This is a genomic window from Stenotrophomonas sp. YJH_SMC_69 (assembly GCF_059370495.1).
Genome location: NZ_JCAFTS010000004.1, coordinates 243,664 through 263,033 on the forward strand (window position 1 = coordinate 243,664; position 19,370 = coordinate 263,033).

At 69.3% G+C, this 19,370-nt stretch carries 8 protein-coding genes; 6 read left to right on the top strand and 2 right to left on the bottom strand.

Translation table 11 applies throughout. The features are described from left to right. Positions 1–11: 11 nt before the first annotated feature. Positions 12–1,094, top strand: coding sequence for an LPS export ABC transporter permease LptF (gene lptF, locus AC5P8F_RS09035; protein WP_032962260.1), 1,083 nt, complete (start codon positions 12–14; stop codon positions 1,092–1,094). Beyond that, entirely contained in the window at positions 1,091–2,197 is a 1,107-nt protein-coding gene (gene lptG / locus AC5P8F_RS09040; protein WP_032962258.1) for an LPS export ABC transporter permease LptG, read from the top strand. Before lptF ends, lptG begins: the two co-directional genes overlap by 4 nt. A 179-nt stretch (positions 2,198–2,376) precedes the next feature. Here the strand turns inward: lptG and AC5P8F_RS09045 are convergent, their stop codons facing one another. Then, on the bottom strand, positions 2,377–2,868 hold the full coding sequence (locus tag AC5P8F_RS09045; RefSeq protein WP_049442192.1) for an RDD family protein: 492 nt from the start codon (positions 2,866–2,868) through the stop codon (positions 2,377–2,379). A 56-nt stretch (positions 2,869–2,924) separates the two neighbouring features. Here AC5P8F_RS09045 and xerD point away from each other — a divergent pair, with 56 nt between their 5' ends. Further along, a complete protein-coding gene (xerD, locus tag AC5P8F_RS09050) occupies positions 2,925–3,902 on the top strand; it encodes a site-specific tyrosine recombinase XerD (RefSeq protein WP_262092961.1) in 978 nt (325 codons plus the stop codon). A 100-nt stretch (positions 3,903–4,002) separates the two neighbouring features. Then, the gene (locus AC5P8F_RS09055; RefSeq protein WP_329768583.1) at positions 4,003–4,788 is read left to right on the top strand and encodes a thioredoxin fold domain-containing protein; all 786 of its coding nucleotides are present in this window, start codon (positions 4,003–4,005) and stop codon (positions 4,786–4,788) included. A gap of 121 nt (positions 4,789–4,909) precedes the next feature. Here the strand turns inward: AC5P8F_RS09055 and AC5P8F_RS09060 are convergent, their stop codons facing one another. Further along, the gene (locus AC5P8F_RS09060) at positions 4,910–7,009 is read right to left on the bottom strand and encodes a glycosyl hydrolase family 18 protein (RefSeq protein ID WP_014645883.1); all 2,100 of its coding nucleotides are present in this window, start codon (positions 7,007–7,009) and stop codon (positions 4,910–4,912) included. A gap of 830 nt (positions 7,010–7,839) precedes the next feature. On the opposite strand from AC5P8F_RS09060, the gene purL reads away from it, so the two are divergent. After that, positions 7,840–11,724 (top strand): phosphoribosylformylglycinamidine synthase, encoded by a 3,885-nt coding sequence (gene purL, locus AC5P8F_RS09065; RefSeq protein WP_126411710.1) that lies wholly within the window; start codon positions 7,840–7,842, stop codon positions 11,722–11,724. Between the two features lie 439 nt (positions 11,725–12,163). Then, positions 12,164–19,348, top strand: a complete 7,185-nt coding sequence (locus tag AC5P8F_RS09070) for an ESPR-type extended signal peptide-containing protein (protein WP_495227954.1) — start codon at positions 12,164–12,166, stop codon at positions 19,346–19,348. The last annotated feature ends 22 nt before the right edge of the window (positions 19,349–19,370 follow it).

Below are 19,370 nucleotides of genomic sequence, written 5' to 3' on the forward strand. Positions count from 1 at the left end.
ACCACCGCCCCATGCTGAAGCTCGACCGATACCTGCTGGGCGATTTCGTCCAGAGTTTCCTGGCTACCCTGATCGTCCTGCTGGTGGTCAGCGTGGGCGGCGTGCTGGTGGACATCCTCGGCAACATCGCCGACGGACGCCTGCCGGCCAAGCTGCTGTTCTCCCAGCTGGGCCTGCAGTTCATCGCCTACCTGCCGCTGATCCTGCCGCTGGCGCTGATGCTGGGCCTGCTGCTGGCCGTGGCCCGGCTCTACCGCGACTCGGAGATGGCGGTCATCACCGCCATTGGCGTGGGGCCCAAGCGGCTGCTGCGGCCACTGCTGATGCTGGTGGTGCCGGTGGTGCTGCTGGTCGGCGCCTGCTCGCTGTGGCTGGGCCCGTGGGCCGGCCGGATGGCCGAGCAGATGATCATCGAGGCCAACCGCAGCGTGCTGATGGCCGGCCTGGAGCCGGGCCGCTTCACCCCGCTGCCCAATGGCGGCGTGGTGTACCTGTCCTCGATCTCGCCCGATGGCACCCAGCTGGGCAAGGTGTTCCTGCAGCGCCAGAAGGATGACCGCCTGGAAGTGGTGTCCGCCAATGGTGGCCGCATGTTCTTCGAGGGCACCCGCCAGCGCTTCCTGGAGCTGGATGATGGCCACCAGGTGGAAGGCCCGGTGGCCGGCGCGCTGGATTACCGGCTGGCGACCTTTGCCCGCAACGACGTGGCCCTGCCCGACGGTGCACAGACCCGCACCGAGGACGACCCGGAACTGATGCCGACCCTGCAGCTGATCGGCGATGAGCGCCCCCAGGCGCAGGCGCAGCTGCACCGCCGCCTGGCACCGCCGCTGATCGCGCTGGCCTTCGCCCTGCTGACCGTGCCGCTGGGCCGCAGCTCGCCGCGCCAGCAGCGCTACGGCCGCATGATGCTGGCCCTGATGGCCTACATGGTGGGCACCAACCTGATGTTCATCGGCAGTGGCTGGATCGCCAACGGCAAGATTCCGGCCGCGCTCGGCCTGTGGTGGTTGACCGTGCCGCTGCTGGCGCTGGCGATCTGGATGTATGCACGTGATGGCCGCCTGGGCCGCTCGAAGGGAGCCCGCGCATGAGGCTGCGCCCGATGCGTTTCGATCTGTACCTGGGCCAGTCGGTGTTCACCACGGTGCTGCTGACCTGGGCGGTGCTGGTCGGCCTGGACGTGGTGATGGCGTTCTCCGGCGAGTTCAAGGACATCGGCAAGAACGGCTACACCCTGGGCCATGCCGCCGCCTGGGTGCTGTACACGGTGCCGCGCCGCGCCTACACGATGTTCCCGACCGCCGCGGTGATCGGCGCGCTGATGGGCCTGGGCCAGCTGGCCGCGACCTCGGAGCTGACCGCACTGCGTGCGCTGGGCCTGTCGCGCAAGCGCCTGAGCGTGTCGGTGGCGATCGCGCTGTCGCTGCTGACCGCAGTGATGGTGCTCAGCGCCGAGACGCTGGGCCCGTGGGGCCAGGACCGTGCCGATGCATTGAAGGCCAGTGCCAAGTGGGGGCGGGACATCTCCACCACCCGCTACTCCGGCCTATGGGCACGCGAAGGCGACACCTTCCTCAACGCCCAGAGCGGCGAGGAACAGCTGGTGGGCGACAAGGGCACGCGGCTGATCCTGCGTGACGTGCGCCTGTACCGGATCGCCGAAGACGGCAATATCGCCTCGTTGACCCATGCCGCCACCGCCGAGCACGACAAGGACGGTTGGGTGCTGACCGGGGTGCGTCGCGACACCTTCGGCGAGCGCTCGGCCACCCGCCAGGAAGTGGCGCGTGAGCCGTGGAACTCGAAGCTGGATCCGGCGGCGCTGGCCACTGGCATCGCCAAGCCGCGAAACCTCAGCGTGGCCGAGCTGAGCACCAGCATTGCCTACCGCCAGCGCAACGGGCTGGATGCGCGCGATTTCGAGGATGTGTACTGGAGCCGCTGGTTCTACCCGGTGAACGTGCTGGCGCTGTGCCTGGCCGCGGTGCCGTTCGCGTTCGGGTCGCTGCGTAGCGGCGGCATGGGCAAGCGCCTGTTCCTGGGCATCCTGTTTGCACTGGGCTTCTGGCTGCTGCAGCTGTTCTTCGGCCGCATGGCCGGTGCGCTGAAGTTCGATTACCGCATTGCCTATGCGCTGCCGCCGATCGTCATGCTGGCCGTGTCCGGACTGTTGTTCCGGCGCAAGTCGGGCTGATTCTGGTAGCGCGGGGCCATGCCCGGCGCTACCGGGGCAATCCACCGCTTCGGCATCCGTGCCACGACCACCAGCATCCCGGCCCAGCGTGCTGGATTCTGTAGAGCCGAGCCCATGCTCGGCTGCTTTTTGCGCACCGCCTGCCAGCCGAGCATGGGCTCGGCTCTACAGATCGTGCATCACCGCTTGGGCATGCGCACCAGGCGGGTGCCGCTGGCGCGGTCGTGCCAGGTCAGGCGTTGGCGGTCGACCCAGGCCCACCAGAATCCCAGGCCGCCCAGCAGCAGCGACAGCGTCCCCACCGCGAAGCGCAGCCACAGCTGGCCGTGCCGCAACGGCGTGCCATCGCGCGACTGCAGTTTCAGCCGCCACGGCCGCATGCCCAGCGTCTGCCCGCCGCGGCGCCAGCTGGCCGTGGCATACCACCCCGTGATCGCCCAGCACACCGCCCACAGCAGCCACTGCCAGATACTGAACGGTGCGATGTTCTCGCGCTGCGCGTGGCCGCTGAAGGTGTAGGCGAGGGTGAACAGCGTGCCGGCCAGCATCCACAGCGCCAGCACCGGCAGCGCGTCGTAGACCATCGCCAGCATGCGCCAGGACAGCAGCGCGCGCGGACGGGGCGTTTCGGTAGCGGCCGCAGGGGCCGTGTCGGTGGCAGGGCGGGACATGCGCCGAGCATACGCAAAGCTGGCCGTGCCCGCAGTGGCCCTCGTATCCTGCATGCATGGCCCTTGTTTCCACCCCCGCCGAACGCCGCCAGCTGTTCCAGCAACTGCCCGAGCTGCGCGCCGACGACAGAGTGCGCATCCAGCGCTTCCTCGATGCGATCTGGGCCGAGAACGGCCTGGCCCGCGCCACCTTGGACAGCTATCGCCGCGACCTGGAAGGGCTGGCGCGCTGGATGGATGGACGCGACGGTGGCCTGGCCGGCATCGAACGTCCCGGGCTGTTCGACTACCTGGCCTGGCGCACCCGCCACGGCTGGTCGCCGCGCAGCAACGCGCGCCTGCTGTCGGCGCTGCGGGCGTTCTTTGCCGATGGCGTGCGCCGTGGCGAACGCAGCGAAGATCCCAGTGCGCTGCTCGACCCGCCGAAGCTGCCGCGGCTGTTGCCCAAGGCGCTGGCCGAGAGCCAGATCGATGCGCTGCTGGCGGCACCGGACATCGACAGCCCGCTGGGCCTGCGCGACCGCGCCATGCTGGAACTGATGTATGCCGCCGGCCTGCGCGTGAGCGAGCTGGTGCTGCTGCCGGCCACGGCGGTCAACCTGCGCCAGGGCGTGTTGCGGGTCACCGGCAAGGGCAGCAAGGAGCGGCTGGTGCCGCTGGGCGAGGAATCGCAGCACTGGCTGGAGCGTTACCTGCAGCAGTCGCGCCCGCTGCTGGTCGGCAAGGGCAAGGTGCATGCCCTGGCGGATGGTCAGACCCCGTTGTTCATCGAGCCGACGCTGCATGCGCTGACCCGGCAGGCGTTCTGGCACCTGGTCAAGCGCCATGCGCAGGTGGCCGGCATCGACCCGGCGCGGATCAGCCCGCATGGCCTGCGCCACAGCTTCGCCACCCATCTGCTCAACCGCGGTGCCGACCTGCGCGCGCTGCAGATGCTGCTCGGCCACAGTTCCTTGTCGACCACCCAGATCTACACCCTGGTAGCGCGCGAGCATCTGCAGAAGCTGCACGCCCGCCACCATCCGCGCGGCTGAGCGCCGGGCTGAATCGCTGCCCGGGGCCGTGCCGGGCGGCGCGGCCCGGTACCGGCGGCTGTGTCAGAATCCGGAGTCTTCTTCTGTTGCGGATCGCTCCATGCTCCGATTTGCCATCGCCGCCGTGTTCGGTGCGCTCAGCCTGACCGCCTGCGCCCAGCCGGCTCCGCCGGCCGCCAAGGCGCCTGCTGCCGCTGCGACCAAGGCCAGCCCGGCCGCCAACGCGCCGGCCGACCAGGCGGTACGTGCCGCGTTGACCGCGCTCAATCCGGGTTTCCAGGTCGATTACATCGGTGCCGCGCCGTTCCCCGGCTTCCGCGAGGTCGTCGTTTCCGGCCAGCTGCTGTACGTGTCCGATGACGGGCGCTACCTGTTCCAGTCGCAGCCTTACGACACCCGCGCCAAGGGCCCGGCCAACAGCGAGGGCCTGCTTGGTTACCGCCGCGGCCTGCTGGCCAAGGCCAACCACGGCGATCGCATCGTGTTTGCCGCGCCGAACGCCAAGTACACCATCAGCGTGTTCACCGACATCGAGTGTGGTTACTGCCGCAAGCTGCACCAGGACATCGCCGAACTCAACCGCAACGGCATCACCATCGAGTACCTGGCGTTTCCGCGCATGGGCCTGGGCAGCAAGGACTACACCGACATGATCTCGGTCTGGTGTGCAGCGGATCGTCGCCAGGCGCTGACCAACGCCAAGCGCGGTGGCAGCGTGCCGGCCAGGAACTGCACCAACCCGGTGGCGATGCAGTACGCGCTGGGCCAGCAGCTGGGCGTGAATGGAACGCCGGCGATCTTCGCGCCGGATGGCACCCAGCTGGGCGGCTACCTGCCGCCGGCGCAGCTGCGTGCCGCGCTGGAGAAGCTGTCGGCCAAGCGCTGATCGTCGCTGGTCTTTTTCTGTAGAGCCGAGCCCATGCTCGGCTGCGGAAACAGCAGCCGAGCATGGGCTCGGCTCTACAGGCAGGAAGCCGGGGATGCGTGTCGCATCCCCGGCCTTTTGCTTACTTCAGGCCATCACTGACCGCCTTGGTCAGCGTGCCCTGCGCATCGTCACCGCTGAACTCCCAGACGAACGCGCCGCCCAGGCCCTGGGTCTTCACGTAACCCATCTTGCGGGTGATGTTGGCCGGGGTGTCGAAGCTCCACAGCGTGCTGCCGTTGTAGATCCAGGTGGCACCGGCGGTGTTGTCGGTGTAGCCCGGCCACGCCAGGTTCTTCAGCACCTTCCAGTCCTCGATGCCGGCTTCATACGTACCCGGGGCGGCGCCGGTCGCGGTCTGGTACAGGCCGTTGTTGGCGTTGGCCACACCCGTCCAGCCACGCCCGTAGTAGCCAATGCCCAGGTTGAGCTTGGCGGCGGGCACGCCACGGCTGATGAAGGCCTCGATGGCGTCGTTGCTGTTGTACAGCTTCTGGTCGCCGGTGGACGGATCATTCGGCGAATCGAACAGCGCCGACTGGTGATTGGTCTTCGCATCCCACGCGCCGTGGAAGTCGTAGGTCATCACGTTGATGTAGTCCAGGTACGGGTGGTAGGCGGCCGGATCGGTGACACGGATCTTGTCGATGCCGGCACCCACCGCCACCGTCAGCAACAGGCCCGGCCGCACCGCATCGAGTTGGCGGCGGAACTCGGCCATCAGCGCGGTGAAGTTGGCGTTGTCTTCCGGCTTGCCGCATTCGATGCCACAGGCCACCGGGTATTCCCAGTCGATGTCGATGCCGTCGAACACGCCCAGCGCGGCACCGGCACCGCCGGCACCGTCGGTCACCGGCAGGTTGCCCTTGATGTAGGCGTCGATGCACGAGGCGACGAAGGCCTGGCGGTTTTCCGGGCGCGCTGCGCTGGAGAAGCCGCGCGACCAGGTCCAGCCACCCAGCGAGATCAGCACCTTCATGCCCGGGTATTTGGCCTTGAGCTGCTTGAGCTGGTTCCAGTTGCCCCGCAGCGGCTGGTCCCAGGTATCGGCACTGCCGCTGACGCTCTCGGCGGCACTGAAGGCCTTGGTGTAGTCGGCGAAGGCATCGCCACCGGCACCGCTGTTCGGATCCGACGGCTGGGTGATGCCGACTTCGCATCGGTTGTTGCGCACGTTGCCGAACGCGTAGTTGATGTGGGTCAGGCGTGCGGCCGAGCCGCTGCTGTCGATGTTCTTGACCCGGTAGTTGCGGCCGTAGATGCCCCACTGGGTGAAGTAACCGATGACCCGCTTGCCGGTGGTGCCGCCGTCACCGGCCAGCGTGGTGGCGCTGATTTCGGTGCCCTGCGCCGACGCGTTGCCGGCGTTGTCGCGCGCCCGCACGCGGTAACGGTAGGTGGTCGATGCGGTCAGCCCGCCATCCACATAGCTGGCGCTGGACGGCGAACCGACCAGGCTGCCGTTGCGGTACACGTCATAGCCAGCCAGGCCACTGCCACCGGTGTTGTCGGTGGACGGGCTCCAGCTGAGCGCGATGCTGTTGGCGGTACGGGTGCCGACCGCCAGCCCGCCCGGCACGCTCGGTGCGGTGGTGTCGCCACCGGCGGCGTTGACGGTGATGGTGATGGTCGGGGTGCTGGTGGTGGCGTTGTTGTTGTCGGTCGCGACCGCACGCAGGGTGTGGCTGCCGGCGCTGGCATTGGCCCAGCTGGCCGCATACGGCGCACCGGTGGCCACGCCCAGCGAGCTGCCGTCGCGGAAGAACTCGACCTTGGCGACGCTGCCGTCCGGGTCACTGGCGGTAGCGGTCACGTTGACCGTGCTGCCGGCGCTGAAGGTGGCGCCGTTGGCCGGCGAGGTCAGGCTGACCACCGGCGGCTGGTTGCTGCCGCTGCCATCGCAGGCACCAAGGTTGGTGTAGTAGGGCGCACCGGCCGGATGGTCCGGCGGCGCGTTCCAGATGTCCTGGTTCGCCCGATAGAGGACGCCTCCTTTCTGCAGGGTATCGCCGGCCCGGTAGATCCTGGCCTGGTCCCACTGGGCCACGCCGGCACAGCTGGCAGCCTGCGCCAGGCCGGGCAGGGCGGCGGTACCGGCGGCCAGGGCAAGCAGCCAGGCCAGGTGGCGGGGACGACAGCTTCGGGTCGAACGTTCGGCACTGCGCACAATCGGGTCGTACATGGGTAAGTCTCCGATCAAAGGGCGCGCGGGCCCCGATGGCGCCGCGCGTGACGCAGGTCCGGGCGTCGCCCGGGAAGGCGACGGAGGGGGCGGACGGGGTACCTGGGGGGCCGGGGAGAGAGTCCGGCGCCAGGTGGGGACAACGTTGTCATCAATCGCGTGGTCAATCCGTGAGCAAGCGCATGGTTCCGGGATTCGGGCGGAGAGCGGCGCTGCGCGCGGTCGGCGGCCATCGGCGGAGCCCCCTCGTGGCTGGTCGGGCGCGAATTCATGGGTTTGGCCGGGTGGGTGGGGTCAGGCGGGGACGCCGTGAACCCGTCCCTGGGGGCTTGGCCGCGGCATCCATGCCGCGGACACCCCGCCTGACCCCACCCACCCGGCCTCTGACAGGTTCCTGCGCAGCCAGCCACGAAAGACAGAACAAAAAATCAAAATCAAAAGCAGAAGCCGGTCGCCGCGCTCTCCAATGCCTGATTTCTGATGTTCCCTGGTTGCCGGCCAGCGGCCGGCACTACCGCAGAGCCTCCACGCATGGCGTGGATCCACCGCACATCGCGGGAAACTGTCGGGGGCGGGGTGGTGGGGGCCAGCAGGACCGTTGGCGCCATGGATGGCGCCATCGAGCCCCCATGGACGGGTTTACGGCGTGTCCTGCTGGCCCCCACCACCCCGCCATCCCACGGGAACCCAGCTTTTGCTTGGGCCATTGCCGTTGCCATTGCCGTTGCCGCTGCCCTGGCCTCGGCGGGTGCCGGGCGCCGCCCGGCCAGAGCCCATCCCCCGCTTCCGGTACAATGTCGGGCCCGTTTCCCAACTACGGTTCCCCGGACATGATGGTCCTCGAGGGCGCGCCCGCCCTGTCGCCGTTCCGCCGCGAACGTCTTGAATCCCGCCTGCAGTCCATCGCTCCCTCCCTGCGCATCAGCGGTGCCTGGCACGTCTATTTCGTGCAGCCCGAAGGCAGCGCCGCCCCCGACCTGACCACCCTGTGCCGCATCCTCGAAGCGGCGCCGCAGGCCGAAGCCGTGGCCGACGGCGCGGTCAGCCGCATCGTGGTGCCGCGCCTGGGCACGCTGTCGCCGTGGTCGAGCAAGGCCACCGAACTGGTCCGCGGTGCCGGCCAGCCGGTCAGCCGGGTCGAACGTGGCCTGCGCATCGACGTGCAGGGCTGGCCGGCCGATGCCGCCGCCCAGCAGGCGTTGGTCAAGGCGCTGCACGACCCGATGACGCAGTCGGTGCTGGAGACCGTGGAACAGGGCCAGGCGCTGTTCTCGGCACCGGCCCGGGGTGAACTGGAGCGCGTGCCGGTGGACCAGCTGGAGGCCGCCAACCAGCGCCTCGGCCTGGCCATGGCCCAGGACGAGATCGACTACCTGCGCGAGCGTTTCACTGCGCTGGGCCGGTCGCCGTCGGACGTGGAACTGATGATGTTCGCGCAGGCCAATTCCGAGCACTGCCGCCACAAGATCTTCAACGCCAGCTGGACCATCGACGGCCAGGAGCAGGACCGCTCGCTGTTCCGGATGATCAAGAACACCCACCAGCAGACTCCGCAGCACACGCTCAGCGCGTACAGCGACAATGCCGCGGTGATCGAAGGCCATCCGGCCTCGCGCTATCGCCCCGATCCGGCCAGTGGCGAATACCGCCGCGAGCCGCAGGTGCCCAGCGCGTTCCAGATCAAGGTGGAAACGCACAACCATCCGACCGCGATCGCGCCGTTCCCGGGTGCCTCGACCGGTGCCGGTGGCGAGATCCGCGACGAGGGCGCGACCGGCCGTGGCGGCAAGCCGAAGGCGGGCCTGACCGGCTTCTCGGTCTCGCACCTGCGCATCCCCGAGCTGCCGCAGCCGTGGGAAGCGCCGCGCGCGCTGAACCCGCGCATGGCGCCGGCGCTGGAAATCATGACCGACGGCCCGCTCGGCGGCGCCGCGTTCAACAACGAATTCGGCCGACCGAACCTGCTCGGCTACTTCCGCAGCTTCGAGCTGCCCGAAGGCGCCGATCTGGTGCGTGCGTACGACAAGCCGATCATGCTGGCCGGCGGCCTCGGCGCGATCGACCGCGTGCAGGTCGACAAGATCCCGCTGCAGGCCGGTGATGCGGTCATCGTGCTGGGTGGCCCGGCAATGCTGATCGGCCTGGGCGGCGGCGCGGCCAGTTCGGTGGCCTCCGGCGAGAGCGCCGAGGACCTGGACTTTGCCAGCGTGCAGCGCGACAACCCGGAAATGGAGCGCCGCTGCCAGGAGGTCATCGACCGCTGCGTGGCGATGGGCGCCAACAACCCGATCAAGTTCTTCCACGACGTCGGTGCCGGTGGCCTGTCCAATGCCATCCCCGAACTGCTGCACGACTCCAAGGTCGGCGGTGTCATCGACCTGGGCAAGGTGCCCACCGATGATCCGTCGCTGTCGCCGATGCAGCTGTGGTGCAACGAGTCGCAGGAGCGCTACGTGCTGGGCGTGGCCCAGGAGCGCCTGGCCGAGTTCGCCGCGCTGTGCGCCCGCGAGCGCTGCCCGTTCGCTGCCGTTGGCGTGGCCACCGCCGAGGAGCACCTGGTGGTGGCCTACGGTGCCGTGCCGGGCCACACCCCGGCCGATGCGCCGATCGACCTGCCGATGGACGTGCTGTTCGGCAAGCCGCCGAAGATGCACCGCGACACCGCGCACCCGCCGGCACCGCGCTGGCCGGCGCTGAAGACCGGCGGCCTGGACCTGCAGGAAGCCGGCCTGCGCGTACTCGCGCACCCGACCGTCGCCTCGAAGAACTTCCTGGTCACCATCGGTGACCGCAGCGTCGGTGGCCTGACCGCGCGTGAGCAGATGGTCGGCCCGTGGCAGCTGCCGGTGGCCGACGTGGCGATCACCCTGGCCGACTTCGATGGCGTGGCTGGCGAAGCGATGTCGATCGGCGAGCGTACTCCGCTGGCCCTGCTCGATGCGGCGGCTTCGGCACGCATGGCGGTGGGCGAAGCGCTGACCAACCTGTGCGCGGCCCCGGTCGATGCGCTGGATGAAATCAAGCTGTCGGCGAACTGGATGGCCGCGGCCGGCCACCCGGGCGAAGACGCGCTGCTGTACGACGCGGTGAAGGCGGTGGGCATGGAACTGTGCCCGCAGCTGGACATCAGCATCCCGGTGGGCAAGGACTCGCTGTCGATGCAGGCGCAGTGGCACGACCAGGGCGAAGCACACAAGAGCGTGTCGCCGGTGTCGCTGGTGATCTCGGCGTTCGCGCCGGTCGCCGACGTGCGCAAGCAGCTGACCCCGCTGCTCGACCGCGACGTGGACAGCGAGCTGTGGCTGATCGGCCTGGGTGCCGGCAAGCAGCGCCTGGGCGGTTCGATCCTGGCCCAGGTGCACGCCGACCATGGCGACCTGCCGGCCTTCGCCGGTGCCGCTCCGGACCTGGACGATCCGCAGCGCCTGCGTGGCTTCTTCGAGCTGATCCGCGATGCGCGCCAGTCTGGCCTGCTGCTGGCCTACCACGACCGCAGCGACGGTGGTGCCTTCGCCGCGCTGTGCGAAATGGCCTTCACTTCGCGCCTTGGCCTGGACATCACGCTCGATGCCTGGGGCGATGATCCGTTCCGCAGCCTGTTCAACGAAGAACTGGGTGCGGTGGTGCAGATCGCGCGCGAAGACCGCGCTGCGTTCGCCGACCTGGTCGAACGCCACGCACTGACCGAATGCGCACAGCGCATCGCCAAGCCGACCACCGCGCCGGTGGTGCGCGTGTCGCTGGGTGGCGAGAACCTGGCCGAATGGCGTTGGGACGCACTGTTCGACGCTTGGTGGTCGGTCACCCACGCGATGCAGAAGCGCCGCGACAACCCGGCCAACGCCGATGCCGAGCGCGAGGTCGCCCGTGCCTTCAACGCACCGGGCCTGAAGCCCAAGCTCAGCTTCGACCTGAACGAGGATGTGGCGGCACCGTTCATCAGCACCGGTGCGCGTCCGCGCGTGGCGGTGCTGCGCGAGCAGGGCGTCAACGGCCAGATCGAAATGGCCAACGCCTTCGAACGTGCCGGCTTCCGCGCCTTCGACGTGCACATGAGCGACCTGATCGAAGGCCGCGTGGCGCTGCAGGATTTCACCGGCCTGGTCGCCTGCGGCGGCTTCAGCTACGGCGATGTGCTCGGTGCCGGCCGTGGCTGGGCCACCTCGATCCTGGAGCGCAGTGCGCTGCGTGATGCCTTCGCCGCGTTCTTCGCGCGCGAAGACAGCTTCGCGCTGGGCGTGTGCAACGGCTGCCAGATGATGAGCCAGCTCAAGAACATCATCCCGGGTGCCGGACACTGGCCGCAGTTCCGCCGCAATGCCAGCGAGCAGTTCGAAGCCCGCACCGCGCTGCTGGAAGTGGTGGAATCGCCGTCGATCCTGCTGCGTGGCATGGCCGGCTCGCGCCTGCCGGTAGCGGTGGCGCACGGCGAAGGCCAGGCCGTGTTCGACAACGCCGTCGACCAGGCTGCCGCCCGCGTCTCGCTGCGCTACATCGATGGCCATGGCAACGTCGCCAGCCAGTACCCGCTGAACCCGAACGGTTCGCCGGACGGCATCACCGGCCTGACCAGCACCGACGGCCGCGTCACCATCATGATGCCGCACCCGGAGCGCACCCCGCGCGCGCTCAACCTGAGCTGGGCACCGGCTGAATGGCAGGGTGATTCGCCGTGGATGCGCATGTTCCGCAACGCGCGGGTGTGGTGCGGCTGATCGCATCGTTCCGCGCAGGCCGCAATGCCACCGCGTATGGAAAAACCCGCCGCTTTGTCGGCGGGTTTTTCTTTGTGTGCGTGAAATTGCTGATCTGGCCGCTAGTTACATCCGTTTTCATGCGCCAGCAGTTCGTCACGTATGTCTAACAAAATGCCTTTATAAACACGTGAAATAGTGAACTGCTTCACGGCAATAGGATTTGTCGTGTCAAAGTCTTGACGATCTGCAAAGTTGCCGTTAACACTTGAACCCCGTTTCAGAATCATTCATTTCGCAGTAACCGGTTGGCGCACGCGCTCGGTTTTCTGTCGCTGCGCGCCGTTCGGCAATACCCCGCAGTAAATCACGCGAATAAACGCCCCCAGGGGACGTTGGGCCGGAAAGCCCAGCGGTGGCGTTGCTTTGCCCAAAACCAGTCCAATCAGGAGCCGTACCGATGAATCGGATTTATCGCAAGGTCTGGAACAAAGCACTGGGTCAGTTGGTGGTGGCCTCGGAACTGGCCTCCTCCGACAGCAGCAGTGGCGGGGTCGTCGACCAGCGCCGCGATGCGACACAGGCCACGCCCGCACTGCTGGCGGTGGCACTGGGCCTGGTATTGGGGTTGGGCATGAGCGGCAGCGCGACGGCACAGTCGGTGCAGATCGGCGGCAGCGCCACCTGCGTTGCATTCAGCGGCAAGCTGCTGGAAAAGTGCCTGATCGAAGGCTCGGCCACGGCCAAGGGCAGCAACGCGGTGGCGATCGGCAGCAACAGCAATGCCAGCGCCGCCAACAGCGTGGCGCTGGGCGCTGGCTCCAAGGCCACGCGGGCCAATACCGTGTCCATCGGCGATGCCGGCAAGGAGCGGCAGATCACCAACGTGGCTGCTGGCACGCAGGGCACCGATGCGGTGAACAAGGCGCAGCTGGACGCGCAGGCGCGCGCCACGCAGGCCGCGCTGGCTGATGTAGCCGCCGATGGAAACCGCTATTTCAAGGCCGACGGCGCAGGCGATGACAGCGACGCGGCGAAGATCGAGGGGCAGGGCGCAGTCGCGGCCGGCGCCGGTGCACAGGCGCTGGCCAACGCCACCACCGCCATCGGAACCCAGGCCATTGCCGCCGGTCTCGGCGCCAGTGCCTTCGGCCAGGGCGCCCTGGCAATCGGCGATGCCAGCGTGGTGGTCGGGCAGAGCGCGGCCGCGTTCGGGCTTGGCGATACAGCCGTCGGCGCCAGCGCGTACGCAGCCAGCGAGAACGGCGCGGCCACCGCACTCGGTGCGTTGTCCGAAGCCACTGCCGATGGCGCGACGGCCGTCGGCGGTGGTGCCGTGGCGATGGGCCCGGGCAGCACCGCACTGGGCCGCGGCGCCACTGCCGCCAATGAAGCATCGATCGCGGTGGGGGCGTTCAGCACTGCCGTGGGTGAGTACAGCACCGCGCTGGGGTCCAACTCGGCGGCGGTCGCCACCGGCAGCGTGGCGCTGGGCGCCGGCTCGCTGGCCGACCGTGTCGACACCGTGTCGGTCGGCGCCGCCGAATACGGCCTGACCCGGCAGATCACCAGCGTCGCGGCGGGCACCGAAGACACCGACGCGGTCAACGTCGGCCAGTTGAAGGGCGTCGCCGCCGTGGCCGATGCCACCGCCAAGCGTTTCCAGGCCACGGGCAGCAGCAACAGTGATGCGGGTGCATTGGCCGAGGGCGACGAGGCGCTGGCGGCTGGCGAGGCCGCCAATGCGATCGGCAAGGGTGCGACGGCCGTGGGCGCCGGTGCGACCGCCGTCGCGCAGAACGCCACCGCCGTTGGCAACAACGCGCTGGCCTCGGGCCAGAACAGTGCCGCGTTCGGCAACAACGCGCAGGCCAACGGCCCAGGCAGTGTCGCCGTCGGTGGTGCTGCGGTGGATGCCGATGGCAATCCGCTGATCACCAGTGGCGGCGTGCCGGTGGAAACCGGCGCCACCAGTGCCGGTGTCGGGGGTACTGCGGTGGGTGCGAGTGCCGAGGCCGGTGGTTTCGCCGCGTCGTCCTATGGCGTTGGCGCATATGCCGCCGGCGCGCAGTCGTCCGCGTTCGGTGCGGTTGCCAATGCCATCGGTGATTACTCCACCGCGCTGGGTACGCAGAGCAATGCCACCGGCACCAGCAGCGTGGCCATCGGCGGCCCGGCCGATCTGATTCCAGGCCTGGGCTTCTTCGTGCAGACCCAGGCCAGCGGCGAAGCGTCGACCGCCGTCGGCGCCGGTGCCATCGCCAGCGGTGATCGCGCGGTGGCCAACGGCAGCCTGACCGAAGCGTCCGGCGCCGAAGCGACTGCGGTCGGCTACTTCGCCTACGCACCGGGCGAGAACGCCAGCGCGCTCGGCGCGCAGACCTGGGCCAGCGGCGCGCAGAGCACCGCCGTGGGCTACTACGCCACCGCACGCGGTGCCAACAGCGTTGCGCTCGGCGCCAACTCCGAAGCGGTGCGTGCCAACAGCGTGGCCGTGGGCAGTGCCGGCAACGAACGGCAGATCACCAGCGTCGCCGCGGGCAGTGAAGCCACCGATGCAGTGAACAAGGCGCAGCTCGACGCGGTGGCCAGCACCGCCGACAGCACCGCGCGCTTCTTCCAGGCCCAGCCGGAAGCAGGCAGCGATGCGGGTGCATTGGCCGAGGGCGAAGGTGCGGTTGCGGCGGGTTCGTCGAGCAATGCGATCGGCGCCGGCGCGGTTGCACAGGGCGCAGCAGCCTCGGCCATCGGTGACGACGCCGTGGCGGTGGGTCGCAACAGCAACGCCACCGGCAATGGCGGTGTTGCCATCGGTGGCCTCGGCCAGGCCTACGACGAGTACAACCAGCCGATCATCGGTGCCGACGGTACGGCACAGCAGGTCGGCACCACTGCCGTCGCCGACGCCACAGCGGTCGGCAGTGGTGCGCAGGCGACCGGTGCTGCCAGCAGTGCGTTCGGCAACGCCGCCAGGGCCAGCGGAGACAACAGCTTCGCGGCCGGCGGCAAGTCGCGTGCGACCGGCAGCTACGCGGTTGCGGTTGGCGACAGCGCCTTCGCCAGCAGTGACGACAGCACCGCCGTCGGTGGCTACAGCTGGGCTACCGCAAGCGGGGCGAGTGCGTTCGGCTCCGGCGCCTGGGCAACGGCCACCAATGCCTCGGCATTTGGCAACGCGGCCTGGGCCAGTGGCAGTGGTGCGACCTCCATCGGTTACAACAGCTGGGCCAACGGCACCAGCTCCACCGCCGTCGGTCGCGGCGCATTCGGTTATGGCGACAACAGCGTGGCGCTCGGCTTCCAGGCGCTGGGCAACAGCCTCAACAGCATCGCCATCGGCACCAACACGGTGGCCGGTGGTGAAAGCGCGATCGCGCTCGGTGCCGGCAGCAACGCCAGCGCCAGCAACGCCGTCGCACTGGGCGCCGGCTCGGTCGCCAACCGCGCCCGCAGCGTTTCGGTCGGCAGCACCGGCAACGAACGCCAGGTGACCAACGTCGCCGCCGGTACCCAGGCCACCGACGCGGTGAACAAGGCGCAGCTGGATGCCGTGGCGGGCGCGGCAGCCACCACCAGCCGCTTCTTCCAGGCCAGCGGCAACGGCGGTGATGTGGCCGGTGCACTGGTGGACGGTGACAACGCGCTGGCCGCCGGTGATGCGGCCAACGCCATCGGCAACGGGGCCACCGCACTCGGCAGTGGCGCCAACGCGCTGGCCAGCAATGCGCAGGCACTGGGCGTCAACGCCCTGGCCAGCGCCGCCAACGCCAGCGCGGTCGGTGCAAATGCGCAGGCGACCGCTGAATACGCAACCGCGCAGGGTGCGGAAAGCGAGGCCAGTGGCGAGCAGAGTGCGGCGTTCGGTGCGGCCAGCATCGCCAGCGGTGCTGGCAGCACCGCGACCGGCGTGCTGTCCGAAGCCTCCGGCGAGGAGGCGGTGGCAGTGGGGTACTTCAGCAATGCCAGTGGCAGCGGCGCCACCGCGGTCGGCAGCGAGAGTGTCGCCAGTGGCACCGCGTCGGCAGCGTTCGGCATCGGTGCCGAGGCGACCGGCGGCTACAGCACCGCCATCGGTGGCTATGCACAGGCCTCGGCCTTCAATGCCACAGCCTTCGGCAACTTCGCCAATGCCTCCGGCTCCAACAGCGTGGCGCTGGGCGGTGATTCGGAAGCCTCCGGTGCCTACAGCACCGCCACTGGCCAGGGCAGCCTGGCCACCGGCACCAACAGCGTCGCCGTCGGCGGATCGCTGTTCGGCGTGCTGGCCACCGAAGCATCGGGCAACTACTCCACCGCCGTCGGTGGCGGCGCCTGGTCCGGTGGCATCAACAGCACCGCGCTGGGCAACGCCGCCGAATCGCGCGCTGCCAACAGCGTGGCGCTGGGTGCCGATTCGATCGCCGACCGCGACAACACCGTGTCGGTCGGCGGCGGTGGCAACACCCGCCAGATCACCAACGTGGCTGATGGCACGCAGGGCAATGATGCGGTCAACAAGAACCAGCTCGACGCCGTAGCCGCCGCAGCGGAAAAGACCAGCAGGCAGTTCCAGGCCAGCGGCAACGCCGATGGCGAAACAGGGGCACTGGTCGAGGGCGACAACGCGCTGGCGGTCGGCGATGCGGCCAACGCCATCGGCAACGGGGCCACCGCGCTGGGCAGCGGTGCCAACGCGCTGGCGGCCAACGCCACGGCCGTGGGCATCGATGCATTGGCCACCGGCAACAATGCGGCGGCGCTGGGCAGCACAGCGCAGGCCAGCGGTGAAGACAGCCTTGCGCTCGGCACCGGTGCCAGCGCCAGCGAGCTCGGCGCCAGCGCGGTCGGTGCGCGTGCACAGGCCAGCGGTGCTTACAGCACGGCAACCGGCACCGAATCCAACGCCAGCGGCACGCAGGCCCTGGCCAGCGGCTTCCGTAGTGCCGCCTCTGCCGATGGCACCACTGCCGTCGGTGGCTATGCCGAGGCCAGTGGACGCCTCGGCACCGCATTGGGCTACGGCTCGGCGGCCAGTGGTGCCAACACGACCGCCGTCGGCTTCGGTGCTGCTGCAGCCGGTACCGGTGCCGTGGCGGTGGGTCAGTCCAGCGAGGCCAGCGGCGAGGAAAGCGTGGCCATCGGTGGCAGCACCTTCTTCGGCCTGATCCCGTCGCGTGCCAGTGGCACCGGTGCGGCGGCGTTCGGTGCCGGCGCATGGGCGACCGAAGACTACGCCACGGCAATCGGCTGGAACTCGTGGGCCGCCGGCAGCAATGCCACGGCCCTGGGCGCCAACGCCACCGCCAACGGCAGCAACAGTGTCGCCCTCGGTGCCGGCTCCAAGGCCGACCGTGACAACACCGTGGCCGTCGGCAAGGCCGGTGGCGAACGCCAGGTGACCCATGTGGCAGCCGGTACCGAAGCCACCGACGCGGTGAACAAGGGCCAGCTGGATGCCGTTGCCAGCGTCGCCGACAGGACCAGCCGCCAGTTCCAGGCCAGCGGCAACGACGATGGCGAGGCCGGTGCCCTGGTGGACGGTGACAACGCCTTGGCCGCCGGCAACGCGTCCAACGCCATCGGCAACGGTGCCACCGCGCTGGGCAGTGGCGCCAACGCGATGGCCGCCAACGCCACGGCGGTAGGCGCCGACGCCCTGGCGACCGGCAGCAACGCGGCGGCACTGGGTACCAACGCACAGGCCAGTGGTGTCGACAGCGTGGCCGTGGGCAGCGCTGCCAGCGCCAGTGAACTCGGCGCCAGCGCTACCGGCGCCGGCGCCCAGGCCAAGGGCGCCTACAGCACCGCCAGCGGCGCGCAGGCCACGGCCAGCGGCACGCAGTCGCAGGCCAGCGGTTTCCGCGCCACTGCCTCGGCCGATGGCGCCTCGGCGCTGGGCAGCTACGCCGAAGCCAGTGGTCGACTGGGTACTGCGGTGGGCTACGGCAGCAAGGCCACCGGTGCGAACGCTACCGCGGTGGGTGTCAGTGCCAACGCTTCGGCGGCCGGCAGCATCGCACTGGGCGCAGGCTCGGTGGCTGATCGTGCCAACACCGTGTCGGTCGGCAGTGCCAGCAGTGATCGACAGATCACCCGTGTCGCCGCCGGTACCGAGCGCACCGATGCAGTCAATCGTGGCCAGCTCGATGCGGTCGCGGCGACCGCCGATGGCACCGCACGCTACGTCAAGGCCAGCGGCGCGGGTACCGCCAGTGCCAGCGGCAGCGATGCCGCAGCGATCGGTTCGGCCGCCAGTGCCAGCGGCGCACGCAGCAATGCGCTGGGTGCCAATGCGATGGCCATCGGCAACGGTGCGCTTGCACTGGGCAACAGTGCCGGCGCGTCCGGTGCGAACTCGGTGGCACTGGGTGCGGGCTCGCGTGCGCTCGATGCCAACGTGGTGTCGGTCGGTGGTGGCAACGGCACCGATGGCCCGGTCGCGCGCCGCATCGTCAATGTGGCCGACGGCCGCATCGCCGCCGGCAGCAGCGACGCGGTCACCGGCTCGCAGCTCAACGTCACCAACCAGCGCGTGGGCGCAGTGGAAACCCGTGTCGGTGATTTCGACTCGCGCATCGCCACGGTCGAGACCACGGCGGCCAGCGCCGTCGGCTATGACGACGCCAGCCGTGACCGCCTGACCCTGTCCGGCTTCCAGGGCACCACCATCGACAACGTCGGCGCGGGCAACATCGCCGCCGGCAGCCGCCAGGCGATCAATGGCGGTCAGCTGTTCCAGTCGCTCAGTGATGCCGCCAGCTTCCTCGGCGGTGGTGCCAGCGTCGGCATGCAGGGCGTGTTCGTGGCACCGAACTACGTGATCCAGGGCGCCACCTACAGCAATGTCGGCGATGCGCTGGGCGCGCTGGACCGCAAGGTCAGTGAGATTGACCGTCGCACTGCTGCCGGTGGCACGCGAGCAGGCGCGTCCAGCCTGCGCGCAATGAGTGCTTCGCTGGATGAAAGCCCGCTGGCCAGCGTGGCCGACGCACCGGCAACGGCCGATGCCGCACCGGCCAGTACCGCACGCGTGCAGGGCACGCCGACGGTGGCCGCGGCGGGGGCGGGCATTCCGGTCGGCACCCCGGCTACCGGCTTCAACGCCGTGGCCATGGGCGATGGCGCGGTAGCCAGCGGCGCTTCGTCCACGGCCATCGGCCAGGGCGCCAGTGCCACGGCGGCAAATGCCGTGGCGCTGGGCCAGGGCTCGGTTGCCGATCGTGCCAACACGGTCTCGGTGGGCAGCGAAGGCAACGAACGCCAGGTCACCAACGTCGCCGCGGGCACCACCGCCACCGACGCCGTCAACAAGGGCCAGCTGGATCGTGGCATGGCGACGGCGAACAGCTACACCGACAGTCGCGTCCAGGCCGTTGCCGACAGCTTCGATGTGTTCAAGGGCGAGATCGACGGACGCCTGCGCCACATGGACCGCCGCATCGACCGCCAGGGCGCGATGAGCGCAGCGATGCTCAACATGGCTACCAGTGCCGCCGGTATCCGCACCCAGAACCGTGTCGGCGTCGGCATCGGTTTCCAGGGTGGCGAGTCGGCGTTGTCGCTGGGTTACCAGCGTGCGATCAGCGATCGCGCCACGGTCACCTTCGGCGGCGCCTTCAGCAGTGACGACAGTTCGGTCGGCGTCGGTGCCGGCTTCGGCTGGTAAGCCACTCCATCGCGCCGGCGGC